This is a genomic window from Natrialba hulunbeirensis JCM 10989 (assembly GCF_000337575.1).
Taxonomy (GTDB): domain Archaea; phylum Halobacteriota; class Halobacteria; order Halobacteriales; family Natrialbaceae; genus Natrialba; species Natrialba hulunbeirensis.
On record NZ_AOIM01000035.1, the window covers coordinates 39,202 to 59,744 of the forward strand.

19 protein-coding genes are annotated in these 20,543 nt (G+C 62.8%); 11 read left to right on the forward strand and 8 right to left on the reverse strand.

Features of this window, described 5'->3' with window-relative positions; all coding sequences use genetic code 11:
* The first annotated feature begins 88 nt into the window (after positions 1 to 88).
* Complete coding sequence (locus tag C483_RS11475; protein ID WP_006653524.1) at positions 89 to 1,099, forward strand: DUF4397 domain-containing protein; 1,011 nt, start codon at positions 89 to 91, stop codon at positions 1,097 to 1,099.
* Between the two features lie 269 nt (positions 1,100 to 1,368).
* Positions 1,369 to 3,429, forward strand: coding sequence for an excinuclease ABC subunit UvrB (uvrB, locus tag C483_RS11480; protein WP_006653525.1), 2,061 nt, complete (start codon positions 1,369 to 1,371; stop codon positions 3,427 to 3,429).
* A 78-nt stretch (positions 3,430 to 3,507) separates the two neighbouring features.
* Here uvrB and C483_RS11485 read toward each other — a convergent pair whose 3' ends face one another.
* From C483_RS11485 to C483_RS11505, 5 genes are all read right to left on the reverse strand, one after another.
* The gene (locus C483_RS11485) at positions 3,508 to 3,996 is read right to left on the reverse strand and encodes a GNAT family N-acetyltransferase (protein WP_006653526.1); all 489 of its coding nucleotides are present in this window, start codon (positions 3,994 to 3,996) and stop codon (positions 3,508 to 3,510) included.
* A gap of 121 nt (positions 3,997 to 4,117) precedes the next feature.
* Positions 4,118 to 4,414: a stress response translation initiation inhibitor YciH gene (gene yciH / locus C483_RS11490; RefSeq protein WP_006653527.1), complete on the reverse strand. Its 297-nt coding sequence runs from the start codon at positions 4,412 to 4,414 to the stop codon at positions 4,118 to 4,120.
* Positions 4,415 to 4,449: 35 nt separating this feature from the next.
* Positions 4,450 to 4,983 (reverse strand): hypothetical protein, encoded by a 534-nt coding sequence (locus tag C483_RS11495; RefSeq protein WP_006653528.1) that lies wholly within the window; start codon positions 4,981 to 4,983, stop codon positions 4,450 to 4,452.
* A 96-nt stretch (positions 4,984 to 5,079) separates the two neighbouring features.
* Positions 5,080 to 6,933, reverse strand: a complete 1,854-nt coding sequence (locus tag C483_RS11500; protein ID WP_006653529.1) for an excinuclease ABC subunit C — start codon at positions 6,931 to 6,933, stop codon at positions 5,080 to 5,082.
* 111 nt (positions 6,934 to 7,044) lie between these two features.
* The gene (locus C483_RS11505) at positions 7,045 to 7,902 is read right to left on the reverse strand and encodes a hypothetical protein (RefSeq protein ID WP_049912611.1); all 858 of its coding nucleotides are present in this window, start codon (positions 7,900 to 7,902) and stop codon (positions 7,045 to 7,047) included.
* 138 nt (positions 7,903 to 8,040) lie between these two features.
* Between C483_RS11505 and C483_RS11510 the strand changes: the two genes are divergently transcribed.
* The 3 genes from C483_RS11510 to C483_RS11520 all read left to right on the forward strand — a co-directional run bounded on the left by C483_RS11510 (position 8,041) and on the right by C483_RS11520 (position 10,285).
* The gene (locus C483_RS11510; protein WP_049912612.1) at positions 8,041 to 8,310 is read left to right on the forward strand and encodes a hypothetical protein; all 270 of its coding nucleotides are present in this window, start codon (positions 8,041 to 8,043) and stop codon (positions 8,308 to 8,310) included.
* A 92-nt stretch (positions 8,311 to 8,402) separates the two neighbouring features.
* Positions 8,403 to 9,329: an ABC transporter ATP-binding protein gene (locus C483_RS11515; protein ID WP_006653532.1), complete on the forward strand. Its 927-nt coding sequence runs from the start codon at positions 8,403 to 8,405 to the stop codon at positions 9,327 to 9,329.
* Positions 9,326 to 10,285 (forward strand): ABC transporter permease, encoded by a 960-nt coding sequence (locus tag C483_RS11520; RefSeq protein ID WP_006653533.1) that lies wholly within the window; start codon positions 9,326 to 9,328, stop codon positions 10,283 to 10,285. Before C483_RS11515 ends, C483_RS11520 begins: the two co-directional genes overlap by 4 nt.
* A 43-nt stretch (positions 10,286 to 10,328) precedes the next feature.
* Here the strand turns inward: C483_RS11520 and C483_RS11525 are convergent, their stop codons facing one another.
* The gene (locus tag C483_RS11525) at positions 10,329 to 10,730 is read right to left on the reverse strand and encodes a PPOX class F420-dependent oxidoreductase (RefSeq protein WP_049912613.1); all 402 of its coding nucleotides are present in this window, start codon (positions 10,728 to 10,730) and stop codon (positions 10,329 to 10,331) included.
* Between the two features lie 368 nt (positions 10,731 to 11,098).
* Here C483_RS11525 and C483_RS11535 point away from each other — a divergent pair, with 368 nt between their 5' ends.
* Positions 11,099 to 12,370: an RNA-guided endonuclease TnpB family protein gene (locus C483_RS11535; protein WP_006653536.1), complete on the forward strand. Its 1,272-nt coding sequence runs from the start codon at positions 11,099 to 11,101 to the stop codon at positions 12,368 to 12,370.
* A 278-nt stretch (positions 12,371 to 12,648) separates the two neighbouring features.
* Here C483_RS11535 and C483_RS11540 read toward each other — a convergent pair whose 3' ends face one another.
* Entirely contained in the window at positions 12,649 to 13,071 is a 423-nt protein-coding gene (locus C483_RS11540; RefSeq protein ID WP_006653537.1) for a universal stress protein, read from the reverse strand.
* 170 nt (positions 13,072 to 13,241) lie between these two features.
* The gene (gene ligA / locus C483_RS11545; RefSeq protein WP_006653538.1) at positions 13,242 to 15,338 is read right to left on the reverse strand and encodes an NAD-dependent DNA ligase LigA; all 2,097 of its coding nucleotides are present in this window, start codon (positions 15,336 to 15,338) and stop codon (positions 13,242 to 13,244) included.
* Between the two features lie 178 nt (positions 15,339 to 15,516).
* Here ligA and rio1 point away from each other — a divergent pair, with 178 nt between their 5' ends.
* The 5 genes from rio1 to C483_RS11570 all read left to right on the forward strand — a co-directional run bounded on the left by rio1 (position 15,517) and on the right by C483_RS11570 (position 20,293).
* A complete protein-coding gene (gene rio1, locus C483_RS11550) occupies positions 15,517 to 16,392 on the forward strand; it encodes a serine/threonine-protein kinase Rio1 (RefSeq protein ID WP_006653539.1) in 876 nt (291 codons plus the stop codon).
* A gap of 78 nt (positions 16,393 to 16,470) precedes the next feature.
* Entirely contained in the window at positions 16,471 to 17,379 is a 909-nt protein-coding gene (locus C483_RS11555) for a hypothetical protein (protein ID WP_006653540.1), read from the forward strand.
* Positions 17,380 to 17,644: 265 nt separating this feature from the next.
* Positions 17,645 to 18,958 carry a tryptophan--tRNA ligase gene (locus tag C483_RS11560; RefSeq protein ID WP_006653541.1) on the forward strand — a complete coding sequence of 438 codons (1,314 nt, stop codon included), beginning with the start codon at positions 17,645 to 17,647 and terminating at the stop codon, positions 18,956 to 18,958.
* Between the two features lie 149 nt (positions 18,959 to 19,107).
* Positions 19,108 to 19,611 (forward strand): metallophosphoesterase, encoded by a 504-nt coding sequence (locus C483_RS11565; RefSeq protein ID WP_006653542.1) that lies wholly within the window; start codon positions 19,108 to 19,110, stop codon positions 19,609 to 19,611.
* A gap of 97 nt (positions 19,612 to 19,708) precedes the next feature.
* Positions 19,709 to 20,293 carry a KH domain-containing protein gene (locus tag C483_RS11570; protein ID WP_006653543.1) on the forward strand — a complete coding sequence of 195 codons (585 nt, stop codon included), beginning with the start codon at positions 19,709 to 19,711 and terminating at the stop codon, positions 20,291 to 20,293.
* The last annotated feature ends 250 nt before the right edge of the window (positions 20,294 to 20,543 follow it).

Consider the following 20,543-nt stretch of genomic DNA (forward strand, 5'->3'; position numbering starts at 1 on the left):
CACATGGCATTACCAGCAGAAACGGTAGTCAACCCGCTGAAACCAACTGCTGAGTTCTTCTGGTCGAACGCCCCTTGATTGGCTGCAAATGACGTTCTCACGACGCACGACGCTCAAGGTAATTGGTGTTGCAAGCGGAGTTGGACTCTCCAGTGGAGTCGCCCTCGCGAGCGGTGACGACACGACAGATACAGACGGGAAGCCGTCGGAAGACGACGAACCGACGACCGACGACAAACCGATGGACGAGGACCGTCCGGCAGACGAGCCCACCGACGCTGCAGTTCGCGTCGCACACTTCTCACCCGACGCACCCGCGGTCGATATTCTCGTCGATGGCGCGGAAGTCCTCTCGGACGTTCCCTACGGTGCCATCTCACCGTATCTGGACCTCGATCCTGGTACCTACACGGTCACCATTACTGCGGCTGGTGATCCCGACACCGTCGCATTCGAGGGTGATGTCGATGTCGGTGACGCCTACTACACGGTTGCAGCAATCGGCGAACTCGAGGCGGAGACGTTCCGGCCAGAGGTGCTGACTGACGCCGCCCCACTCCCAACAGATGCGCCGGCGGAGTCGGCGTTCGCTCGTGTCGCCCACTTCTCGCCCGATGCGCCCGCAGTTGACATCTACGCCGACGACGATCCGCTGGTCGAGGACGTCTCCTTCGGTGACGTCTCTGAGTACCTCGCCGTTCCCGCCGGCTCCTACGAACTTTCCGTCCGTCCTGCGGGCGACCCAGAGACTGTGGTCGCGTCGTTCGATGTTGAACTCGCTGCCGACGTAGCGTACACTGGGTACGCGATTGGCTACCTCGAACCGGCGGCCGATGTGGACGACCGTGACTTCACGGTCGAAATCGCTGTCGACGGCCCTGGGGCGGATGAGGAAGCGGCGCCAGCGGAGACGGAGGCCGACCCTGTAGACGAAGATGACGAAGTCGACGACGCCGTTGGGCCCGATGAGCCTGCTGACGAATCGACGACCGAGCCAGAGACTGAGCCTGAAGCCGAACCGGAACCAGAACCCGAACCTGACCCCGACACCGACGACGCACCTGTTGACGAGCCAGCCGAGGCTGACGCAGGGGCCTAAACAGGGCTTGCCGAGACAGTAAACCGCGGGCGCGTCAGGCAAGAAGGGGCGAACGGCCGGACAAACGAAGCCACACACGACCGGCGACACACTACAGCGATGGGCCCCGGTCTGTTTCTGCTTTTGATCGGCTCCAGACGAGTGACTGCTCCCGAGACAGCCGACGACTCTAGCAAACCCGGCCACTGTTCCCGCGCTGAGGATAGAGCGAGAGATCAGGCCCTCGCATATGCGAGCGCGTAAAGTAGCTCCAGTCCTTGATCCCGATGATGAGTGATTCTCGAGGTCCCCTGCAGCCGGACCGACCGGACGCCGACCACCCGTTCGAGGTCGACGCGCCCTTCGAGCCCGCCGGCGACCAGCCCGAGGCGATTGAGCAGCTAGCCGACGGGTTCAACTCGGGCATGGAGAAACAGACGCTCCTCGGCGTCACGGGATCGGGAAAGACGAATACCGTCTCCTGGACCATCGAGGAGGTCCAGCAGCCGACGCTCGTGATCGCACACAACAAGACGCTCGCGGCCCAACTCTACGAAGAGTTCCGGAACCTCTTCCCCGAGAACGCCGTCGAGTACTTCGTCTCCTACTACGACTACTACCAGCCCGAGGCCTACGTCGAACAGACGGACACCTACATCGACAAGGACGCCTCGATCAACGACGAAATCGACCGGCTTCGGCACTCGGCCACGCGCTCGCTCCTCACCCGCGAGGACGTCATCGTCGTCGCGAGCGTCTCGGCCATCTACGGCCTCGGTGACCCGCGAAACTACATCGACATGTCGCTGCGACTCGAGGTCGGCGAGGAGGTCGGCCGCGACGACCTCCTGAAACAGCTCGTGGACCTGAACTACGAGCGCAACGACGTCGACTTCACGCAAGGCACGTTCCGCGTCCGGGGCGATACCGTCGAAATCTACCCGATGTACGGCCGCTACGCCGTCCGCGTCGAACTCTGGGGCGACGAAATCGACCGCATGGTGAAAGTGGACCCACTCGAGGGCACCACCCAGGGCGACCAGCAGGCCGTCCTCGTCCACCCGGCAGAGCACTACTCGATTCCGGAGCCCAAACTCGAGCGCGCGATGGACGAGATTCGCGACGACCTCGACTCCCGAATTTCGTACTTCGAACGCAAGGGCGACATGATCGCCGGCCAGCGCATCGAGGAGCGCACGACGTTCGATCTCGAGATGATGCAGGAGACGGGCTACTGTTCGGGCATCGAGAACTACTCGGTCTACCTCTCGGATCGCGAGTCCGGCGAGGCACCGTACACGCTGCTCGATTACTTCCCGGACGACTTCCTGACGGTGATCGATGAGTCCCACCAGACGATTCCACAGATCCGCGGCCAGTACGCCGGCGACAAGTCCCGCAAGGATTCGCTCGTCGAAAACGGCTTCCGGCTCCCAACCGCCTACGACAATCGCCCGCTCACCTTCGAGGAATTCGAGGAGAAGACGGACCAGACGCTGTACGTGTCTGCGACGCCGAGCGACTACGAGCGCGAACACTCCGAGCGCATTGCTGAACAGATTGTTCGGCCAACGCACCTTGTCGACCCCGAAATTTCTGTCTCGCCGGCGAGCGGTCAGATCGACGACCTCATGGACCGCATCGACGACCGGATCGACCGCGACGAGCGCACCCTCGTCACCACGCTCACGAAGCGGATGGCCGAGGACCTCACGGAGTACCTCGAGGAGGCCGGCGTCAACGTCGAGTACATGCACGACGAGACGGACACCTTGGAGCGCCACGAGATCATCCGCTCCCTTCGATTGGGGGAGATCGACGTGCTCGTCGGGATCAACCTCCTGCGGGAGGGGCTGGACATCCCCGAAGTCTCGCTCGTGGCGATTCTCGACGCCGACCAGGAGGGCTTCCTCCGCTCGGAAACGACGCTCGTCCAGACGATGGGCCGCGCGGCGCGAAACGTCAACGGCGAGGTCGTCCTCTACGCCGACGACCCCTCGAACGCGATGGAGTCCGCAATCGAGGAAACCAAGCGCCGCCGTCGAATTCAACAGGCGTACAACGAGGAACACGGCCTCGAACCGACCACCATCGACAAGGACGTCAGCGAGACCAACCTGCCCGGCAGCAAGACCGACACCTCGCAGGTCTCCGGCCGGGAACTCGAGGACGAGGACGACGCCGCCCGCTACATCGACGAACTCGAGACGCGGATGGACGAAGCCGCGAGCAATCTCGAGTTCGAACTCGCCGCGGATATCCGCGACCGGATTCGGGAGGTCCGCGAGGAGTTCGAACTCGCAGGCGGTGACGAAGACGAGGGTGTCGCGCCGCCGGCCGAGGAATTCTGACTGTCTGGCTGTTTGACTGTCCAGTTGTCCCCCCACCTGTTCCTGAAAATCCGCTCAATGGGTGCCCGCGAACGATCCTTACAACTCGAGTGTGTAGACGACTTCCTCGTGCTCCTCGTCACCCATCTCGACGGTACCGCCACCGGTCTCCGTGAAGCCCAGGTCTTCGTAGAACGTTCGCCCGCCCTCGTTCGAGGCGAGGTCGATCGCCTGCATTCGGTTCATGTTGAAATCCGCGAGATCGTCGCGCAGCCGCTCGTGGAGCGCAGTCCCGATCCCTTCGCGCTGGTGGTCCGGGTGAACGTACATCCGCAGCACGTTGCCCTCGTCTTCTTGCACGACGCCGTGGGTGAAGCCGACGACGCCGTCGTCGGTTTCGGCGACCAGCACTGCGGTGCCGGGTTTCGAGAGGGCGCGCTCGAGTTCGTCGTCGGCGTACCAGTCGTCGACCGTTTCGTCGATGACGTCGCTTGCGAGTTCGTCGTAGGTGTCGTGCCAGGTGTCGCGAGCGACCTCGCGGATCGCCTCGCGGTCGTCGGCGGTTGCTGGTCGGATTGTTCCCTCCATACTGTGGTCTACGATACCGAGGAACAAAGAGGGCCGCTCAACGCGGATTGTGGTAGTGCAACCTGCGTTACGCTCGGTTGAGGACAGCGTCGAGCAGCAGTCGGCTCGGACAGGTCCGACCTCACGCCTGCACGTCGAACCCGCGATCGCGAAGCAGGTCCAGCACTCTATCGCGGTGGTCGCCCTGCAGTTCGATCCGGCCGTCGTCGACGGTGCCGCCGGTGCCGAGCGACGATTTGAGATCGGAGGCGATCGACTCGATTTCGGATTTCGAGAGGTCGAAGCCCTCGACGATCGTCACCGGTTTGCCGTACCGCCGGGATTCCATGCGAATCGACAGCACCTGCTCTGCGGTTTCGAGGTCACTTTGGCTATCTAATTCGTCAAGCAGGTCGTCGAGTGGGTCGTCTGCGGGCACAGTCGATTACAGGTGGCCCAGGGCAATAGCCCTAGTCACCGGTCGGATTTCCGGACCGTCGTCCGTCGTCCAACGAGTTCGGTGGTGCCGACCGAGAGGACCGACAGCCAGAGCGCGCAGGCGACGAGGCCGATTGTCGTCGCAACCACGGAGTGGATCGCGAGCGGTGCGAGAACGAGCAGTGGAAGACCGGGGAGGATCATCACGAACGTCAGCGCGTCGCCGAGCACTGCTGGCCCGATTCCAACGAAGACGACCAACGCCCAGAGCGCACAGAGTCCGACCAGCGCGAGGAAGACGGTGAGCGAGGCGGTGTCGGGCTGAAACACCCGTTGTCGGAACGGTAGCTCTTCGGCCGCGACAGACTGGTTTCGCCCGACGGCCGCGAGAAGGGCGGCGACCACAGCGGAACCGGCGACTGCGCCGGCCAGACCGAGCAGGAGTAGTCCTGCACTGGGCTCGATCGTTGGCGGAAGCTGTGCGGCCGTCAGGTTCCGGTTGACGAACCAGACCGCCGGAAAGAGGGCCATGAAGAAGGGGACCACCATGGCGCGGACGAAGTCGTTCATCGCCGAACGATTCAACCCGACAACACAAATACGTTAGCAAACTGCGACGATTCGATCTGCTGTGAGTTTTGTGCGTCCTCTCACTGCATATCGACTCTATAGCCGCTCCTTCACCGTCTGAGCCGTCTTCTCACCGACACCCGAGACACTCTGGAGATCCTCCACGCTCGCCTCGCGGACGTTCTCCACGCTGCCGAAGCGCCCGAGCAGCCGTTTTCTCGTCTCGGGGCCGATTCCCGGAACGTCATCCAACACCGTCTTCACGTCGTCGCGCAGCGTCTGGTGGTACTGGACGGCAAACCGGTGGGACTCGTCGCGAACACGCTGGAGAAGGTGCAAGTGCGGTGCGTCCGAGGGCCAGGAGAGCTGTCTGTCGGGTGTGATAACCGTCTCCTCAGCCTTTGCGAGCGCGATTGTGGGTACGTCCCAGCCAACCGAAGCCAGCGCGTCCCGGGCCGCCTCGAGTTGCCCCTCGCCACCGTCGATCAGCAGGAGGTCCGGATCCGGTCTGTCGTCTCGGCCCTCGACGGCTCGGCTGGCGCGCCACTCGAGTAGCGCGCGCATGTTGTCGTAGTCGTCGTTCTGGTCGGTGAGCTTCTTCCGGCGGTAGTCGGCTTTGTCGGCGCTGCCGTCGACGAAGGTGACGTTGCTTCCGACGGCGGCTGTTCCCTGGGCGTGGCTCACGTCGAAGCCCTCGATTCGGCGGGCCGTCTCGAGGTCGAGTGCGTCGGCGAGCATGCCACACTCGTCGCGGCGGCCGACGTTTCGCCGGGCGTTTTTGAGCGCGAGGTCGACGAGTTTGGCCTCGCGGCCGGCACCGGGGACGCGGACGGCGACGCCTTCGATGTCGAGCCAGGCGCTGACCTCGTCGTCGCCGTGGCGTTCGGGGAGGAGGAGTGCGTCGGGGAGGTCGCGTTCGGCGTAGTACTGGACGATGAAGGCGGCGAGGACGGCGGGGACGCCGCCCCGGCTGTTCGCTGTCTCCGTCCCCTGTGCGAGGCCGCCATCGACCGCAGCTGCTGTCGCGTTTGCGTCTGTGCCTGCGTCGCCGTCCGTGTTCGCGTCCGTTTCCGTTTCTGTTTCTGTTTCTGCACCCGGCGCTTCGAGCGTGTGGCGCTCTCTATCCACGAGCTTCCCGCTCTCGGCGCGCAGCCGGGCCACCGTCGCGTCCTCGCCCTCGATGGCGACGCCGAGCACGTCGACCGCGCGCTCGTCACCGACCGACTGGACCGCCTCGCCGCCCTCGCCGTGGAAGGCTTCGACCGTCTCGAGTCGGTCCCGGAGATTCGCCGCGCGTTCGAAGTGCTGTTCCTGGGCGGCGGCTTCCATCTCCCGACGCAGCGGGTCCGTGAGAATCCCGGTTTCACCTTCGAAGAAGCGCTCGACGGCGGTCACGTCCTCGGCGTACGTCTCGAGTTCGATCTCTCGCGTACAGGGGGCGGTACAGAGCCCCATCTCGTAGTCGAGGCAGGGCCGGTCTCGGCCGGAGTACTTGTGGTCCGAACAGCCCCGGACGCCGTAGGTCTCGCGCAGGGCTTTCACGACGGTCTCGACCTGCCGTTTGTTGGTGTAGGGGCCGAAAACGGTCGCGGACTCGCTCGGATCACGGGTGATCTCGATCTGCGGGGCGGGGTGATCCGTCAACTGCACCATCGGGTACGATTTGTCGTCCTTGAGCCGGACGTTGTACCGCGGCTGGTGGCGCTTGATCAGGTTGGCCTCGAGCAAGAGCGCCTGCGTCTCGGTGTCGGTGACGGCGATTTCGACCGCGTCCGCGCGGTCGATCATCCGACTGATGCGGGCGCTTCGCGGATCGGCGTAGGAGCCGACGCGGCCCCGGAGGTCGACGGCCTTGCCGACGTAAAGAGTCGTGCCGTCGGCCTGGAACTGGTAGACGCCCGGCTCTCGCGGCAGCGACCTGGCACGCTCGCGAACCGCGTCTGCGTTCATCGAGCGCGTTAGGAGGCGGACGGCTTTCAGCCTGACTCATCGGGTCCGTGATTTCGTCGCCGTCGCCGTCGCCGTCGACGTCGCTGTCGCTGTCGTTACCAGTGGATCGACTCACCACCCGTTCCCCGGACCGAACTCGTCGTTTAGCGAGTGGCCGTCCCCGTCTCTGTCGGAAGTACTGCCGCTCGTCGCTGCGAGCGACTGCCCACCCACCGGTCCCGGCCGGATCGCCTCGCGGAGACTGAGTGCAGTCACCCTCCCGTCGTCCGTTCGACCGAGCGGTAGTTCGATGTTGGCCTCGCCCGCGACTTCGATCCGCAGTCGCTCCCTGCGAGAGCGGACGTACAGTGTCGCGAATACGGCCGCCAGTCCGAGCGAGAGCAGGCCACCCACGAGCACCGCCAGGTCGAGTGCTTGAAACACCAGCCCGAACGTCTCGAAGATTCCGTCGACGGCGGCCGTCGTCGAGATATCCGTTCCGGACTCCGCTCCGGTTGCTGTTTCCGCGCCCGACGCACCCGTTTCTGATTCAACACCTGAGCTGGTCCCGTCTCCGCTTGTTCCGTCGCTCTCGAGTGCCACCGCTGGAACCATAGCCGCGAACGAGGTCGCCAGCGAAATCGTCAGGAGTGTGAGTCCGAGCGCACCACTGAGCAGCGTCCGGTAGAGGTGTACCGGCGCTCCGCCCGTGCTGACGTCGACGCGTTGGACGTTTGGCCGGTCTGCGTACCGGTAGGGACGGTTCCCAGCAGTCTCTCGACCGCTGTCGCCGGCGTGATCGACCGCCAGCACCCGGTGGCTGGTGACGACGACCGTCGCCGACTCGAGTGCGACGCGTCGCTGTTCGGTCTCGCCGTCGTAGCGAAGGCGGTCGAGGGGGTCCACTCGAGGACCAGTGTCGTGGGAGTAGCTACGGTCGCTCCTGGTGTCTCGACTGGTGGCGTCGTCTCCGTTCCTGCGCGTGGCCATCGGTTCGTCTCGCTCGTGAGTGCACCAACTGGACCCAAGTACGCTGTGGCGTTCTGCTGTGCGTGCGAACGGACGATTCCTGCGACCGGCCACGACGGACGCGATACTTTCTCGGTGCTCCACCGGTTACGGTCGGCCATGACTGAGTCGACGGTTCGGTGCTGGCTGGTCGAACGCGAGTTCGGGACGCGAAATATCGTGACGCTCGTGTACGCGACGCCCGATGGCTCGCGCTATCAGCAGCGCGAACGCTCCTCGACTGCACTGCGAACAGGCTCGGCGGTGACTGCCGCGGTGAGTGTTCCCGAGGAAGACCTCGAACCAGTCGAGGACGAGCAAACCCGCGAGCGCTACGCCGCGGAGGTCGACCGTGTAACCGACCAGTACGAGCCTGACGAGCCGATCTGACTGGCTGCTGTAGTTTCTTCCTTTCAATCTGGTGTGTGGATTATCTCTCACAAGTGGCAACTCTTATCGGTGAACGTGCTGATGGGTCAGCCATGCCCGCACTCCGCGTCGACGACCTGACGAAATCTTACGGTCAGACGCTCGCGCTCGACGACCTCTCCTTCGAGGTCCGTGAGGGCGAGGTCTTCGGCTTTCTCGGCCCGAACGGCGCAGGCAAGTCGACCACGATCAATGTCGTCCTCGACTTTATCCGCCCGACCGCCGGCCGCGTCGAGGTGCTCGGCCGCAACGCACAGGCCCACAGCCGCGATATCCGCTCGCGGACCGGCGTCCTCCCCGAAGGGTATCGCACCTACGACCGGCTCACCGCTCGCCAGCATCTCGAGTTCGCCATCGAATCGAAGGGGGCTGACGACGATCCGGAAGCCCTCCTCGAGCGGGTCGATCTGGCAGACGCGATCGACAAAAAGGCCGGCGGCTACTCGAAGGGGATGGCCCAGCGACTCATGCTCGCGATGGCCCTCGTCGGCGAGCCCGACCTGCTGATCTTGGACGAGCCCTCGACGGGGCTCGATCCCAACGGTGCCCGCGAGATGCGCGAAATCGTCCGCGAGGAGAACGCCCGCGGCGCGACGGTGTTCTTCTCGAGCCACAGCATGGAGCAGGTCGAAGCAGTCTGTGACCGTGTTGGTATCCTCCGGAACGGCGAGATGGTCGCCGTCGACTCCGTCGAGGGGCTTCGTGACTCGGTCAGCGGCGGCACGACGCTTCGGATTACGGTCGACCGCATCGACGACGAGGCGGTGCAGTCCGTTCGCGCTCTCTCGGATGTCTCGACCGTCACCATCGGATCGGAACAGCCACCGACGATCACCGCGCAGGTCGAGGGCTCGAAGACCGCTGTGCTCACCGCACTGGAGGACCACGGCGTCGACGTTCGGGACTTCTCGACGGAGGAAGCCTCGCTCGAAGACGTCTTCCAGTCGTACACGACGGGAACGGAGGTGCACGCGCGATGAGCACTGACGTTGGGTCCGGCGCTGGACCTGATACGACCGCAACCGACGCTGGAGCTGGCGCGACGGCAGGCGGCTCGCCGAGCAGTTCGATCAACCCGGCGAGTGTCCGCGCGGTTGCGAAGAAAGACTTTCGGGATTCGATTCGTTCGTGGGTGTTCTGGGGGCTGAGCGTCTTTTTCTTCACCCTGCTGGTTGCGACGACGGGCGTCATCTCCTACTTCGGTGAAGATATCGCTGCGCAGGGGGAGACGACGGAGGCGCTCGTGGCCATGGTCAACGGGATCACGCGGCTGGTTATCCCGCTGATCGCGCTGATCCTCGGCTGGAAGGCCATCGCTGGTGAGCGCGAGTCGGGGAGCATCAAGGTCCTGCTCTCGCTTCCTCACTCCCGGAAGGACGTGCTTCTCGGGAAGCTCATTGGACGGGCCGCTGTGCTTTCGGTCTCGCTCATCGTCGGTTTCGTGCTCGCGGCGCTCGTCGTCGTCGCGCTGCTCGGAAGCTTCGATATCGTCGACTACGGTGGGCTCCTCGTGATGTCGATCATCTACGGGCTCGCCTACACGAGTATCGCGGTTGCCGTCTCGTCGCTGACGCGCTCGACGACCGTTGCTGGTGCGGGGATGATCGGCATCTTCGTCCTCTTCTACATTCTCTGGGATACCATGCTCGTCGCGTTCATGACGCTGATGAATATGGGCTACTTGCCGGAAGGTGAAACGACCGCACAGGTCATGCTGTTCTTCAACAGCCTCGATCCAGGAATGGCTTACCAGAACGTCCTCTCGCTGGTGACGTCGGTGGGTGACCTCGACGGACAGACGGTGATGATGCTCGAAAACATGTTCGGTAGCGTGCCGTTCTATCTGCAGGATTGGTTCGCGTTCGTCATCCTGCTGGCCTGGATCGTCGTGCCGATCGCGATTGCGCTCTTCCGGTTCGATCGGGTCGACCTGTAGAGCGACGCTTTCGCATTACCTTTTGTAGAGCGCGCCTTCCGCGTCACCCTTCGAAGTGGCTCACCCGCTCGGGTTCGATCGAGATGATGACGCGCTCGCTCTGGATCGGACTTTGATACTCGTCGTTGCCCGTGTAGCGCTGTGAGAGTTCGTCGATGTGTTCGCGAGCGTTCTCGGTCGTCACTTCGTCCACCGTCCCCGTCACTGAGAGCATCCGATACGGGTTGTCGGGATCGGTCATACTCACGGCGACGCGGGCGTCGTTACGTGCGTTTTTCTCCTTGCGCCGGTCACGCTCGGTGTTGACGAGCAGCCGATCCGTGTCGGCGTCGTAGTCGATCCACACCGGCGTCACGTGTGGTGCGCCGTCCGGTAGCAGCGTGGCGACGTGAGCGAACGTTTCCTTCTCGAACAGATCCTGGAAGTCGTCGGGGATCGAAGCCATGTGATCCATACATCGCTTCGGTACTAAGTCGCGTGCCCCACATTGGTAGGTAGGATTTACTACACAGCGGTCTTCTCCGGTGCAGTCGGTCTTTCGCTGAATGATTCCCCGGTGCAGCCGACCAGTTACCGATCGAAATATATTCGGTAACGAACACATCTGATCTAATGTCGGATAATCCAATCCTCCTGCGACTCAATCTGATTATCGCGCTGTTGAGCGGGCTCCTCGTTCTGGAGCTCATCTCTATACTAGAGAAACAAGGGCGAGTACCCCGACCCACCGAGGTCGGGGGTGAAGCCCGACACTCGGCCAACCTATCAACCGTATTCCATACCTTTACAAGACCGCAGTACGACGATTAGGGTATGCAGAAGTCGCTGACCAAAACACTCGTCTTCCAACTCCAACCCGACGAGGACGGTCAGCGACTTCTGGATGACGCCTTCCTTGAAGCCCGGCGCGTGTACAACGAAACGATCTGGCGAGCAAAGAACGGTGAGGACTGGGACGAGATTCGACAGGACTTGGAGTCTGACGCCAACCTCGTGAACAACACCGCACAACTCGTCGTACAGAAATCACTGGAAGCGATGGAGAACTACTACGAGTACGACGACTATAACCAACCCAGCCACACCAAAGACGGCACATACCCGCTCCGGTCGAACTACGAAGAAGGCTACAACCTGTTCCTCAAAGACGACTGCATCCGCTATCGGGTCAGTGCGAAACCGTACAACCCGGTGAAGGGGACACTCAGTGGCTCGCTCGACTCTCTTGAACAACTCCGCCAAGCAATCCAATCCGATGAGTGGCGTGTTGGAACGGCGGAAGCGATGCAGCGGAACGGAAACTACGAACTCCACATCAACATCACCCACACCGAAATCGAAGTCCAAGACAAAGCGGAGTCACGAACAGTGGTTGGTGTGGATAGTAACGAGGACTGTATTGCTCTCGCTGCCCTCCACGAGAACGACATTGTTGACTCGGTGGTCATCGACTTCCCTGAAATCAAGAAAGAACGGCATCGGTACTTCACGATGCGAAAGCGGATGCAGAACGCCGGGAAGTCGTCATTTGATCGGGCGTTCGAGCAGAAGGAGGAACGGTTCGTTCACGACCAACTCCACAAAGTCTCTCGACAAGTCGTGGAGTGGGTGTCACTGTTCGAAACTCCCGTCATCGTCTTTGAAGACCTCAAAGAGATGCGGGACTCGATTGACTATGGCACCCGGATGAACCGTCGCCTCCACTCACTTCCGTTCCGTAAACTTCGGGACTTCATCACGTACAAAGCCGCGTTCCAAGGCATCCCGAGCGAGGAGATCAACCCTGAATACACGAGTCAGGCGTGTTCACTTACCAAGTGTGAGCATACGACTCGTGCAAACCGGAACAAGAAGCGATTCAAGTGCGTAGAGTGTGGCCGCCAAGACCACGCTGACCGGAACGCGGCCATCAACATCGCCAAGAAAGAGTTGGAGAAACTGGATAGGAATGTGCCTGCTCTCAAGACGCTTCCCACTGTGCGGAAGTTGCGACGGCAGGCATCGGGCTGTGTGGACCAGCCGACCGTGACCCACGACACCGCCAGAGGTCATCATGCCGATGGTGTCGCGGGTGTGTCAGACTAATCCACGAGAAGCCACGGGCCACCGCGCCCGTGGCGGTTCACTCTTCCGTCAGACGTAGTGTTCCCGCTAGCTGTGATTACGTTACCACTGCTCTTTCCAGTCGCCGTTATCGCGGTTGTCCGACTCGCAGTCGGTGCAACTACGTAGATTTGACTTTGTCGAACATATCACTGAACGGTCTGTTCTAGTGGGAGTGCTGAATACAGAGAACAGTTCCATCGCTCATCAGTCGTTGGCTGTGAGCGACTCAGCGGGTGAGTTTCCCAGACAACAACTGGTCAGTCTTCGTTCGAGAGTGGTACGATAGTCAGCGGAATCTGCGTCTGTTCCGCGAGTTGCTCGGTCGTCCGTCCGAAGATTGTTGCCTCGAGTTGTCCGGCACCACTCTGTCCGACGAGAATTAGATCCGCATCAATTTCAGCAGCATACGCCAGCAAGGCATCAGCAGGGTCGCCTCGACGAACTTCGGCCGTGATGTCGTCATTCCCGGTTGTTTTTGTAATGTTTTCAATGAGGGTCGCCTTCGCCTGATTCAGTTCATCCACTTCGGTGACGCTGAACCGCATCGGGTTCGCCGTCGAATCGACAACCGTGATGACGTGGAGGGTTGCCCCAACAGCTTGCGACAGTTCGACAGCGTGTTCAAGCGCTTTCTGTGCGAAGTCACTCCCATCTACGCCAACCAGAAGCGTATCGTACATGTGAAATCGTTGTACACCAATCCGCTTCGGCGTTCTGGTTGCCGTCTTCGTTCCAGTTGCCGTTCTCGTCCCCGTTCTGGTTGCCGTTCTCGTTCTCGTCCTCGTCCCCGTCTCCGTCCCCATTTTCGTCCCAATCCCCGTTCTAGACTCGCCACCACCGATCCACTCTCCTACGATCCAAGATCGATCCCACGCTCTGCCAGCAGCTCGCGGAACTCGCCCTCGTCGATGATCGGCACGTCGTTTTCCTCGGCGTCCTCGCGCTTCGTCGCACCCGGATTCTCGCCGACGATGAGGTAGTCCGTATTCCCAGATACACTTCCTGTCGCGTTCGCGCCGTGGGCTTCAACCGTCTCCTGAGCCTCGCTGCGGGTCACATCGGCGAGCGACCCCGTAAAGACGAACGTCAGACCGTCGAGTTCGTCGCCGCCGGACTCGAGTACCGTCTCCTGTGGCGAGACGTGAGCGAGAATGTCGGCCACTGCTGCGGCGTTCGCCTCGCTCGCGAAGAACTCGTGAATCGTCTCCGCGACTGTCTCGCCCACGTCGTCGACGCCCTCGAGTGCCGCCGGGTCGTCCTCGGCGGCCTCACGGACCGCCTCGAACGTGCCGAACTCGCGGGCGAGTTCGCGTGCCGTCGTCGGTCCCACGTGGGGGATACCAAGTGCTGAGAGGAAGTCAGCGAGCGGCGGCTCGCGGCTGGCGTCGATCTCCGACAGGAGGTTCTCGGCGCTGGTTTCACCCCAGCCCTCAAGTGTGGTCAGATCTTCGCGCTCGAGTTCGTAGAGGTCGGCAATAGACTCGACGAGTCCGGCGTCGACGAGTTGGCGGACGCTCTGTTCGCCGAGGCCCTCCAGATCGAGGCCGCCGTCGCTCGCGTAGTACTCGATAGAGCGCCGAAGCTGGGCATCACAGGCCAATCCACCGGTACAGAACGCCATCGGCCCGTCACGTTCGATCGCGCTGTCGCAGACGGGACAGTGGTCGGGGAGTTCGTAGTGACTCTCGGGTTCGTTCTCCGCCCCCTTCTCGATGACTTCCTCGACGTAGGGAATCACGTCGCCCGCACGCTGGACGCGAACCGTGTCGCCGATATCGACGTTTTTCTCGGCGATTTCCTCGGGGTTGTGCAAACTCGCACGCGAGACGGTGACGCCGCCGACGTCGACCGGTTCGAGCAGGGCGACGGGCGTTACCCGACCGGTACGACCGATCTGGACGGCCACGTCGGCAATCGGAGTCACTTCGGCACGGGCGGGGAACTTGTAGGCGAAGGCGTAGCGGTCGTGTCTGGCCGTTCGGCCGAGTTCCTCGCGAGCGTCGCGGTCGTCGACCTTGATCACGGTGCCGTCGATTTCGTAGTTCAGGTCGTCTCGGGCCTCGAGCATCCGGTCGCGGTACGCGATGGCGTCGTCGATGTCGTCGACAATCTCGACATGGTCCGTGACTCGCAGGCCGAACTCGGGGAACCGCTCGAGTTCCTCGCGATGGCTGTCCTCGAGTTCACTCGCTGCGAGCACGTCGAAGTAGAAGACGTCGAGCGGGCGCTCGGCGACGATTTCGGGGTCGAGCTGGCGGATGGTGCCAGCGGTCGCGTTGCGCGGGTTGGCGAAGGGGTCCTCGCCGCGTTCGATTCGCTCGCGGTTGTGCTCCTGAAAGGCGTCTTTCGGCATGAAGACCTCGCCGCGGACCACGAGGAAGTCGGGGTAGTCGCCGTGGAGTTTCTGTGGAACCGAGCCGATGGTGCGGGCGTTTTGCGTCACGTCGTCGCCTTCGCGGCCGTCGCCGCGGGTGACGGCGCGTTGGAGGCTGCCGTCCTCGTAGACGAACTCCATCGAGACGCCGTCGAACTTGGGCTCACAGACGTAGTCGACCGCTCCGACCTCGCGCCGGACGCGCTCGTCGAACTCACGAACATCGGCCTCCTCGCCGCTCTGGTCGATCGAGAGCATCGGTGCCTCGTGGTCGACCGTCTCGAAGGCCTCGATCGGTTCGCCGCCGACGCTCCTCGTTGGACTGTCGGGGTGACTGCAATCGAATGCGGACTCGAGTACCTGCAGTCGCTCGAACAGCGCGTCGTAGGTCCGGTCGGCGATGAGCGGGTCGTTTTCGACGTAGTACCGGCGGTCGTGTTCGCGGATGGCCTCGCGGAGCAACTCGACCTGCTCGCGGACCTCGGCCTCGGTGAGGTCATCGACCGGATCGAATTCGGTCGACGGATTCCGAAGGTAGGGGTTCTCGTCGGCGTCCGAATCGGCGGCTGGCATCGTTGTCGGAGCTATCGAACTCCCCCTTCCTAAAGTCGCTGACTCGGAACGTCGGTTGCCGTTCGTTGCTCACCGCAGTGGGTTCGTCGCTCGCTCTGGCGGGGTCGGCTGTGCGGTGGGTGTCTGCGGGGACGGATACCCAGTCCTTTACCCGCTTGCACCTCTTAGATACGAGTAGATGGGACAGGGCACGGACGCGGAGTACGGGTTGGTCGATCTCGAGGAGGCCGAGACACCTGGCGACGAGTGGGAGGAAATCGACGTTTCGGACACCGAGGCCGACCGGATCGCCCGCAAGCGCGACCGCAAATTCGAGCAGTTCGAGGAGCGGATCAAAGACGCCGATCAGTTCAAAGTCGAGCAGTCGGTGTTCGACGACGCGACGCTGGCGGCGCTCTATAAGCTAGTCCAGGACGGCTACGTCGAGGCCTTCGGCGGCCCGCTCTCGACCGGTAAGGAGGCAAACGTCTACCATGCGCTCGGCGACGACCGCGATGTCGCCGTCAAAGTGTACCGGATCAACGCTTCGAACTTCCGGCACATGCGCGACTATCTCGAAGGCGACCCGCGCTTCGAGGGGCTGGGCGGCAAAAAGAAGGACGTCGTCCTCGCCTGGACGAAAAAGGAGTACGCGAACCTCATGCGGGCCGAGAAAGCGGGCGTTCGCGTTCCCGAACCGATCGCTACCGAGCGCAACGTCCTCCTCATGGAGTACATCGGCAACGAGGACGGCCGCGCAAAGCGCCTCGGCGAGGTCCACATCGAGAACCCCCAGACCGCCTACGAAGTCATGCGCGAGTACATGCGCCGCCTCTACGCGGCCGGCCTCATTCACGGAGATCTGAGCGAATACAACGTCGTCTTCCACGAGGGCCAACTCGTCGTCATCGACCTCGGGCAGGCCGTCACCGTTCACCACCCGAACAGTCGCACCTTCTTAGAACGCGACTGTGAGAACGTCGCGAACTTCTTTTCCCGACAGGGGCTCGAGACCGATGCCGAGGAGCTACTCGAGTTCGTCACTGATCCGGAGCCGGATCCGTCCCGAGACTGACCTGAGGGTAGCAGCTTCCTCAAAGAGACGTTTCACCTTCCTGAAGATACTTGTCTGGTCCCGTCGTGCGTGTTCGTAATGTATCGACGCCGCCTGCTGGCTGCTGCCGGACTGTCCACTGCGGTGGTTGCTGGCTGTCTCACCAGCGACGGCACTGACGGTGATGGTGACGAGGCCGGCGACGGCGATGGTGAGGGCAACGGCAATGGTGAGACTGACGGTTCCGGAGAGTCCCTCCCGGAACCACCCCAAAACGCGCCGAGTGGTGACTGTCCCGCGACCGACGCTGAGCCGCCAACGGAGCTCTCGCGTGAGACGGCCGAATCGTTCGTCGACACGTTTGAATCGGACTGGGTCGCTGCCTCGGCACCGGACAACGCGACACGCAGCGGGTCCGTCTCTATCGAGGCGGTGCGCGTCGCGGACGAGGCTGAGGGTGAGAGTGAAGATGAAGATGAAGATGAGGACGAAGACAAGGTCAACCGGGCACGAGTCGATGCATCCGTCGGCTTCAGCGGCCGTGGCTGGGACGGGGAGATAGTGATTCGCCCGTTCGAAGACGAGTCTGCTGCGGACAGCGACAAAGACGACACCGAACCCGCGGACTCGTCCGACCTCGAACGCGTCTCCACGACAGCGGACCCAATCGCCACCTCTGAGCCGTTGCTCGACGCAATCGACCACGTTGCCGACACCGGGGAGTCCCGGTCGATCACGGACGCCGACTCACTCGAGGCGCTCACCGAGGCCGGCGAGTACCTCGATGATTTCCTGATCGAAACCGAACACGACGATAAGGTCCTCTACGCTGACAACGACGCGGCCGTCTGGGAGAGCCACGGCGAGTGGTTCGCCGGCTACTTCCTCACGGCCGACGCCGTCTACCGAACCGAACACGACCCTGGCGAGTGGACCGACGACACCCGCTCCGATGAACCGCTCTCGGTTCCCGACGAGGACTGGCGGCGACTCGAGTGCTGGTCGTGATCGGTGTCCTGGATCGCTTGCTTTGTGCTCGTACTTATACTCGTGTTCGTGACCGGAGAAACTGTTAGGTAACCCGGGCGACTACTGGGTAGTAATGGCAACCGCTCTCGAGTGGCGCTGGCGCTGGCAGCCGTCCTCGAGAGCGGACAGTGTCGTCCTCGCGGCCGGCGCGGCCTAACCCGCGGTCGCGGTGGCGGGTGCTCCCTCCGTTTTTCGTTTCGTACAGATTGCTGACGAGCACTGCGAGACAGTCACGACACAATACATGCCAACACCAGCCGATCAGAGAGAGCAGACCGATAGCGAACCGACCGATACAACAGCCAGTACTGATAGCGAGCCAACTGACGCGACAACCAGCACCGACAGTGACCCACCCACCGACGCAGAACTGAACGCAGCGGCCGATCAGAACGCACCTACTGACGACTTCAGGGTCACGCCCTACGCCGTCACCGGCGAGGTCGACTACGAGAAGCTACTCGAGCGCTTTGGTGCTGACCCGCTCACCGCCGACCAGATCGAGCGCTTCCCCGACCACCCGCTGCTGCGTCGGCGGACGTTCTACGCGGGCCGGGATCTCGAGGACTACCTCGACGCCGCCGAGGCCGGTGAACCGCACGCCGTCGTGACGGGGCGCGGTCCCTCGGGACCGATGCATCTCGGGCACGTCCTCCCGCTGTACCTCGCGAAACGCTTCCAGCAGGCGACGGGTGCGACCGTCTACATCCCGCTCTCGGACGACGAGAAGTACCTCGCGAAGGAGCAGTCGTTCGAATCGATCGGCGAGCACACTCGCGAGAACCTCCGTGATGTCCTCGCGGTCGGCTTCGACCCCGAACGCACCCGGATCGTGGTCGACACCGCCGACGCAGACGTGGTCTACCCGATTGCCGTTCGACTCGCAAACCACCTCACGCCGGCTACCGTCGAGGCTGTCTACGGCGAACAGGATACCGTCGGCCTGCAGTTCTACCCCGCCGTGCAGGCGGCCCACCTCCTGCTTCCGCAGCTCGTGGCGGGTCGACAGCCCACGATTGTCCCCATCGCCATCGATCAGGACCCGCACGTTCGCGTCTGTCGCGACGTGGCCGCGAAAGAGGCGTTGCCCGTCGACAAACCCGGTGCGCTGCTCGGGCGGTTCCTCCCGAGTCTGGCGGGGCCGGGGAAGATGAGTTCCTCCGGCGACGCGCCGTCGATCGAGTTGACGGCCGATCCCGACACCGTCGCCGAGACGATCCACACCCACGCCTACACCGGCGGCCGAGCCACGCTCGAGGAGCACCGCGAGCACGGCGGCGATCCGTCGGTCGACGTCCCCTTCCAGTACCTGCGATTCTTCTTCGAGGAGAACGACGAGACACTCGAGTCCATCGCCGACGCGTACCGTGCAGGCGACCTGCTCAGCGGCGAGTTGAAGGAGCTCGCGATCGAGCGGATCACGGACTTCCTCACAGCCCATCAGCGCCGCCGTGACGCGCTGGGCGAGATTTCAGACGAACTCGAGTCCTACCGGCTCACGGACGACGAACGTCGCCGGGCACTGGAACGGGCTGGCGTTCCGGGGGTACTCGAGTAGCCCGCGGAGGGCCCGGTTCGGTCGTTACCAAGGTAGTAGTTGAACGATGTCACAACTACGGTGGCGAAGATGAGTTCGGGAACAGTCGCCTGTGGTGGCTCTTGCTCCCACCCCGAACGGCTTAGTGGCTCGCGGGTCCCCCATTGGGTATGAACATCGGAATCGTCTCCGACACCCACGACAACGTCGCGGCAACCGAACGAATCACCGACCTCCTCGAATCGGAGGGCGTCGAAATCGTCATCCACTGCGGCGACTTCGTCGCACCGCTGCTCCCGCCGTACTTCTCCGACTTCGAACTGCACGGGGTTCTCGGGAACAACGACGGCGACGTCGCCAATCTGCAGGCGGCCTTCGACTCGCTCGGCGGCGAAAGCGAACTCCACGGCCGGTTCGCCACACTCGAGTTCGACGGCCTCTCGTTTGCCGTCCTGCACGGGGAATCGATGGACGAAGTTCGGGCAATCGCCGACTCCGAGTCGTACGACTTCGTCTGCTACGGCCATCACCATACGCGTGAACTCTCGGAACACGGGCGCACGACGCTACTGAACCCCGGCGCACAGTTCCCGACGACCCCCGAGGACCACCAGACCATTGCACTCGTGGACACGCGAACGGAGTCGGTTCAGTTTCGGTCGGTACTCGAGTAACGTCCTGTGCGGAACCGGATGCCGCGGTGTGGGGAGCGGTTCCAAACGGCGGCGAGCGGACCAAGGCCTTAACCTCACGCAGCAAGTAGCCGGGTGTATGCAGCACGTGAAGATTCCGCAGGACCGGATCGGAGTTCTCATCGGTGAGGGTGGCGAGACGATGCGTGAGATCGAGGCGGCGGCCGAAGTGCGATTGGATATCGACTCGGAGAACGGCTCGGTTGCTATCGAAACGGTTGGCGACCCCGTTCTCGGGTTGAAGGGTCCCGAAATCGTCCGTGCGATCGGACGTGGGTTCCCGCCGGAAGACGCCCTTCGGTTGCTCGATGACGACATGATGCTGTTCGACGTCGTTGACATCGACGCCGCTTCCCGGAACAAGAACGATATGAAGCGCCAGAAGGGCCGACTCATCGGCGAAGGTGGCCGGACCCGTGAACTCATGGAAGAGCTCTCGGGTGCGTCGGTCGTTATCTACGGATCGACGCTGGGACTCATCGGGACGCCGCCGGAGGTCGAGGCCGCACGGACGGCTGCCGAGATGCTCCTCGATGGGGCTCCACACGGAACGGTCTACTCGTTCCTAGAAGAGAAGCACAACGAGATGAAACACCAGGGGCTGCAGTATCACCGGTTCCCTGGCTCCAGCTCTGACTCTGACTCTGGTTCGGAGTCGCCGTAGCGTCGGTGTCGTACGGTTCGCGCCGTATCTGCCGTGTCGAACCGTATCGCATCGATTGCGCCGTGTCGTCGTGCTCCGACCGCTGGCGACGTTGAGTATCCAGTCCCTCCGATCTGTTTCAGGTTTGGCCGGGTTCGTTGGTCCTGTTCCGTCTCCTCTGTCTCCTTCTGGGTTTGCCGACTGGTCGTCATGCCGTTACAGTCGGAACTCCTAATCGTTCATAAATAACTGCTGACCGGTTTCACTCGGT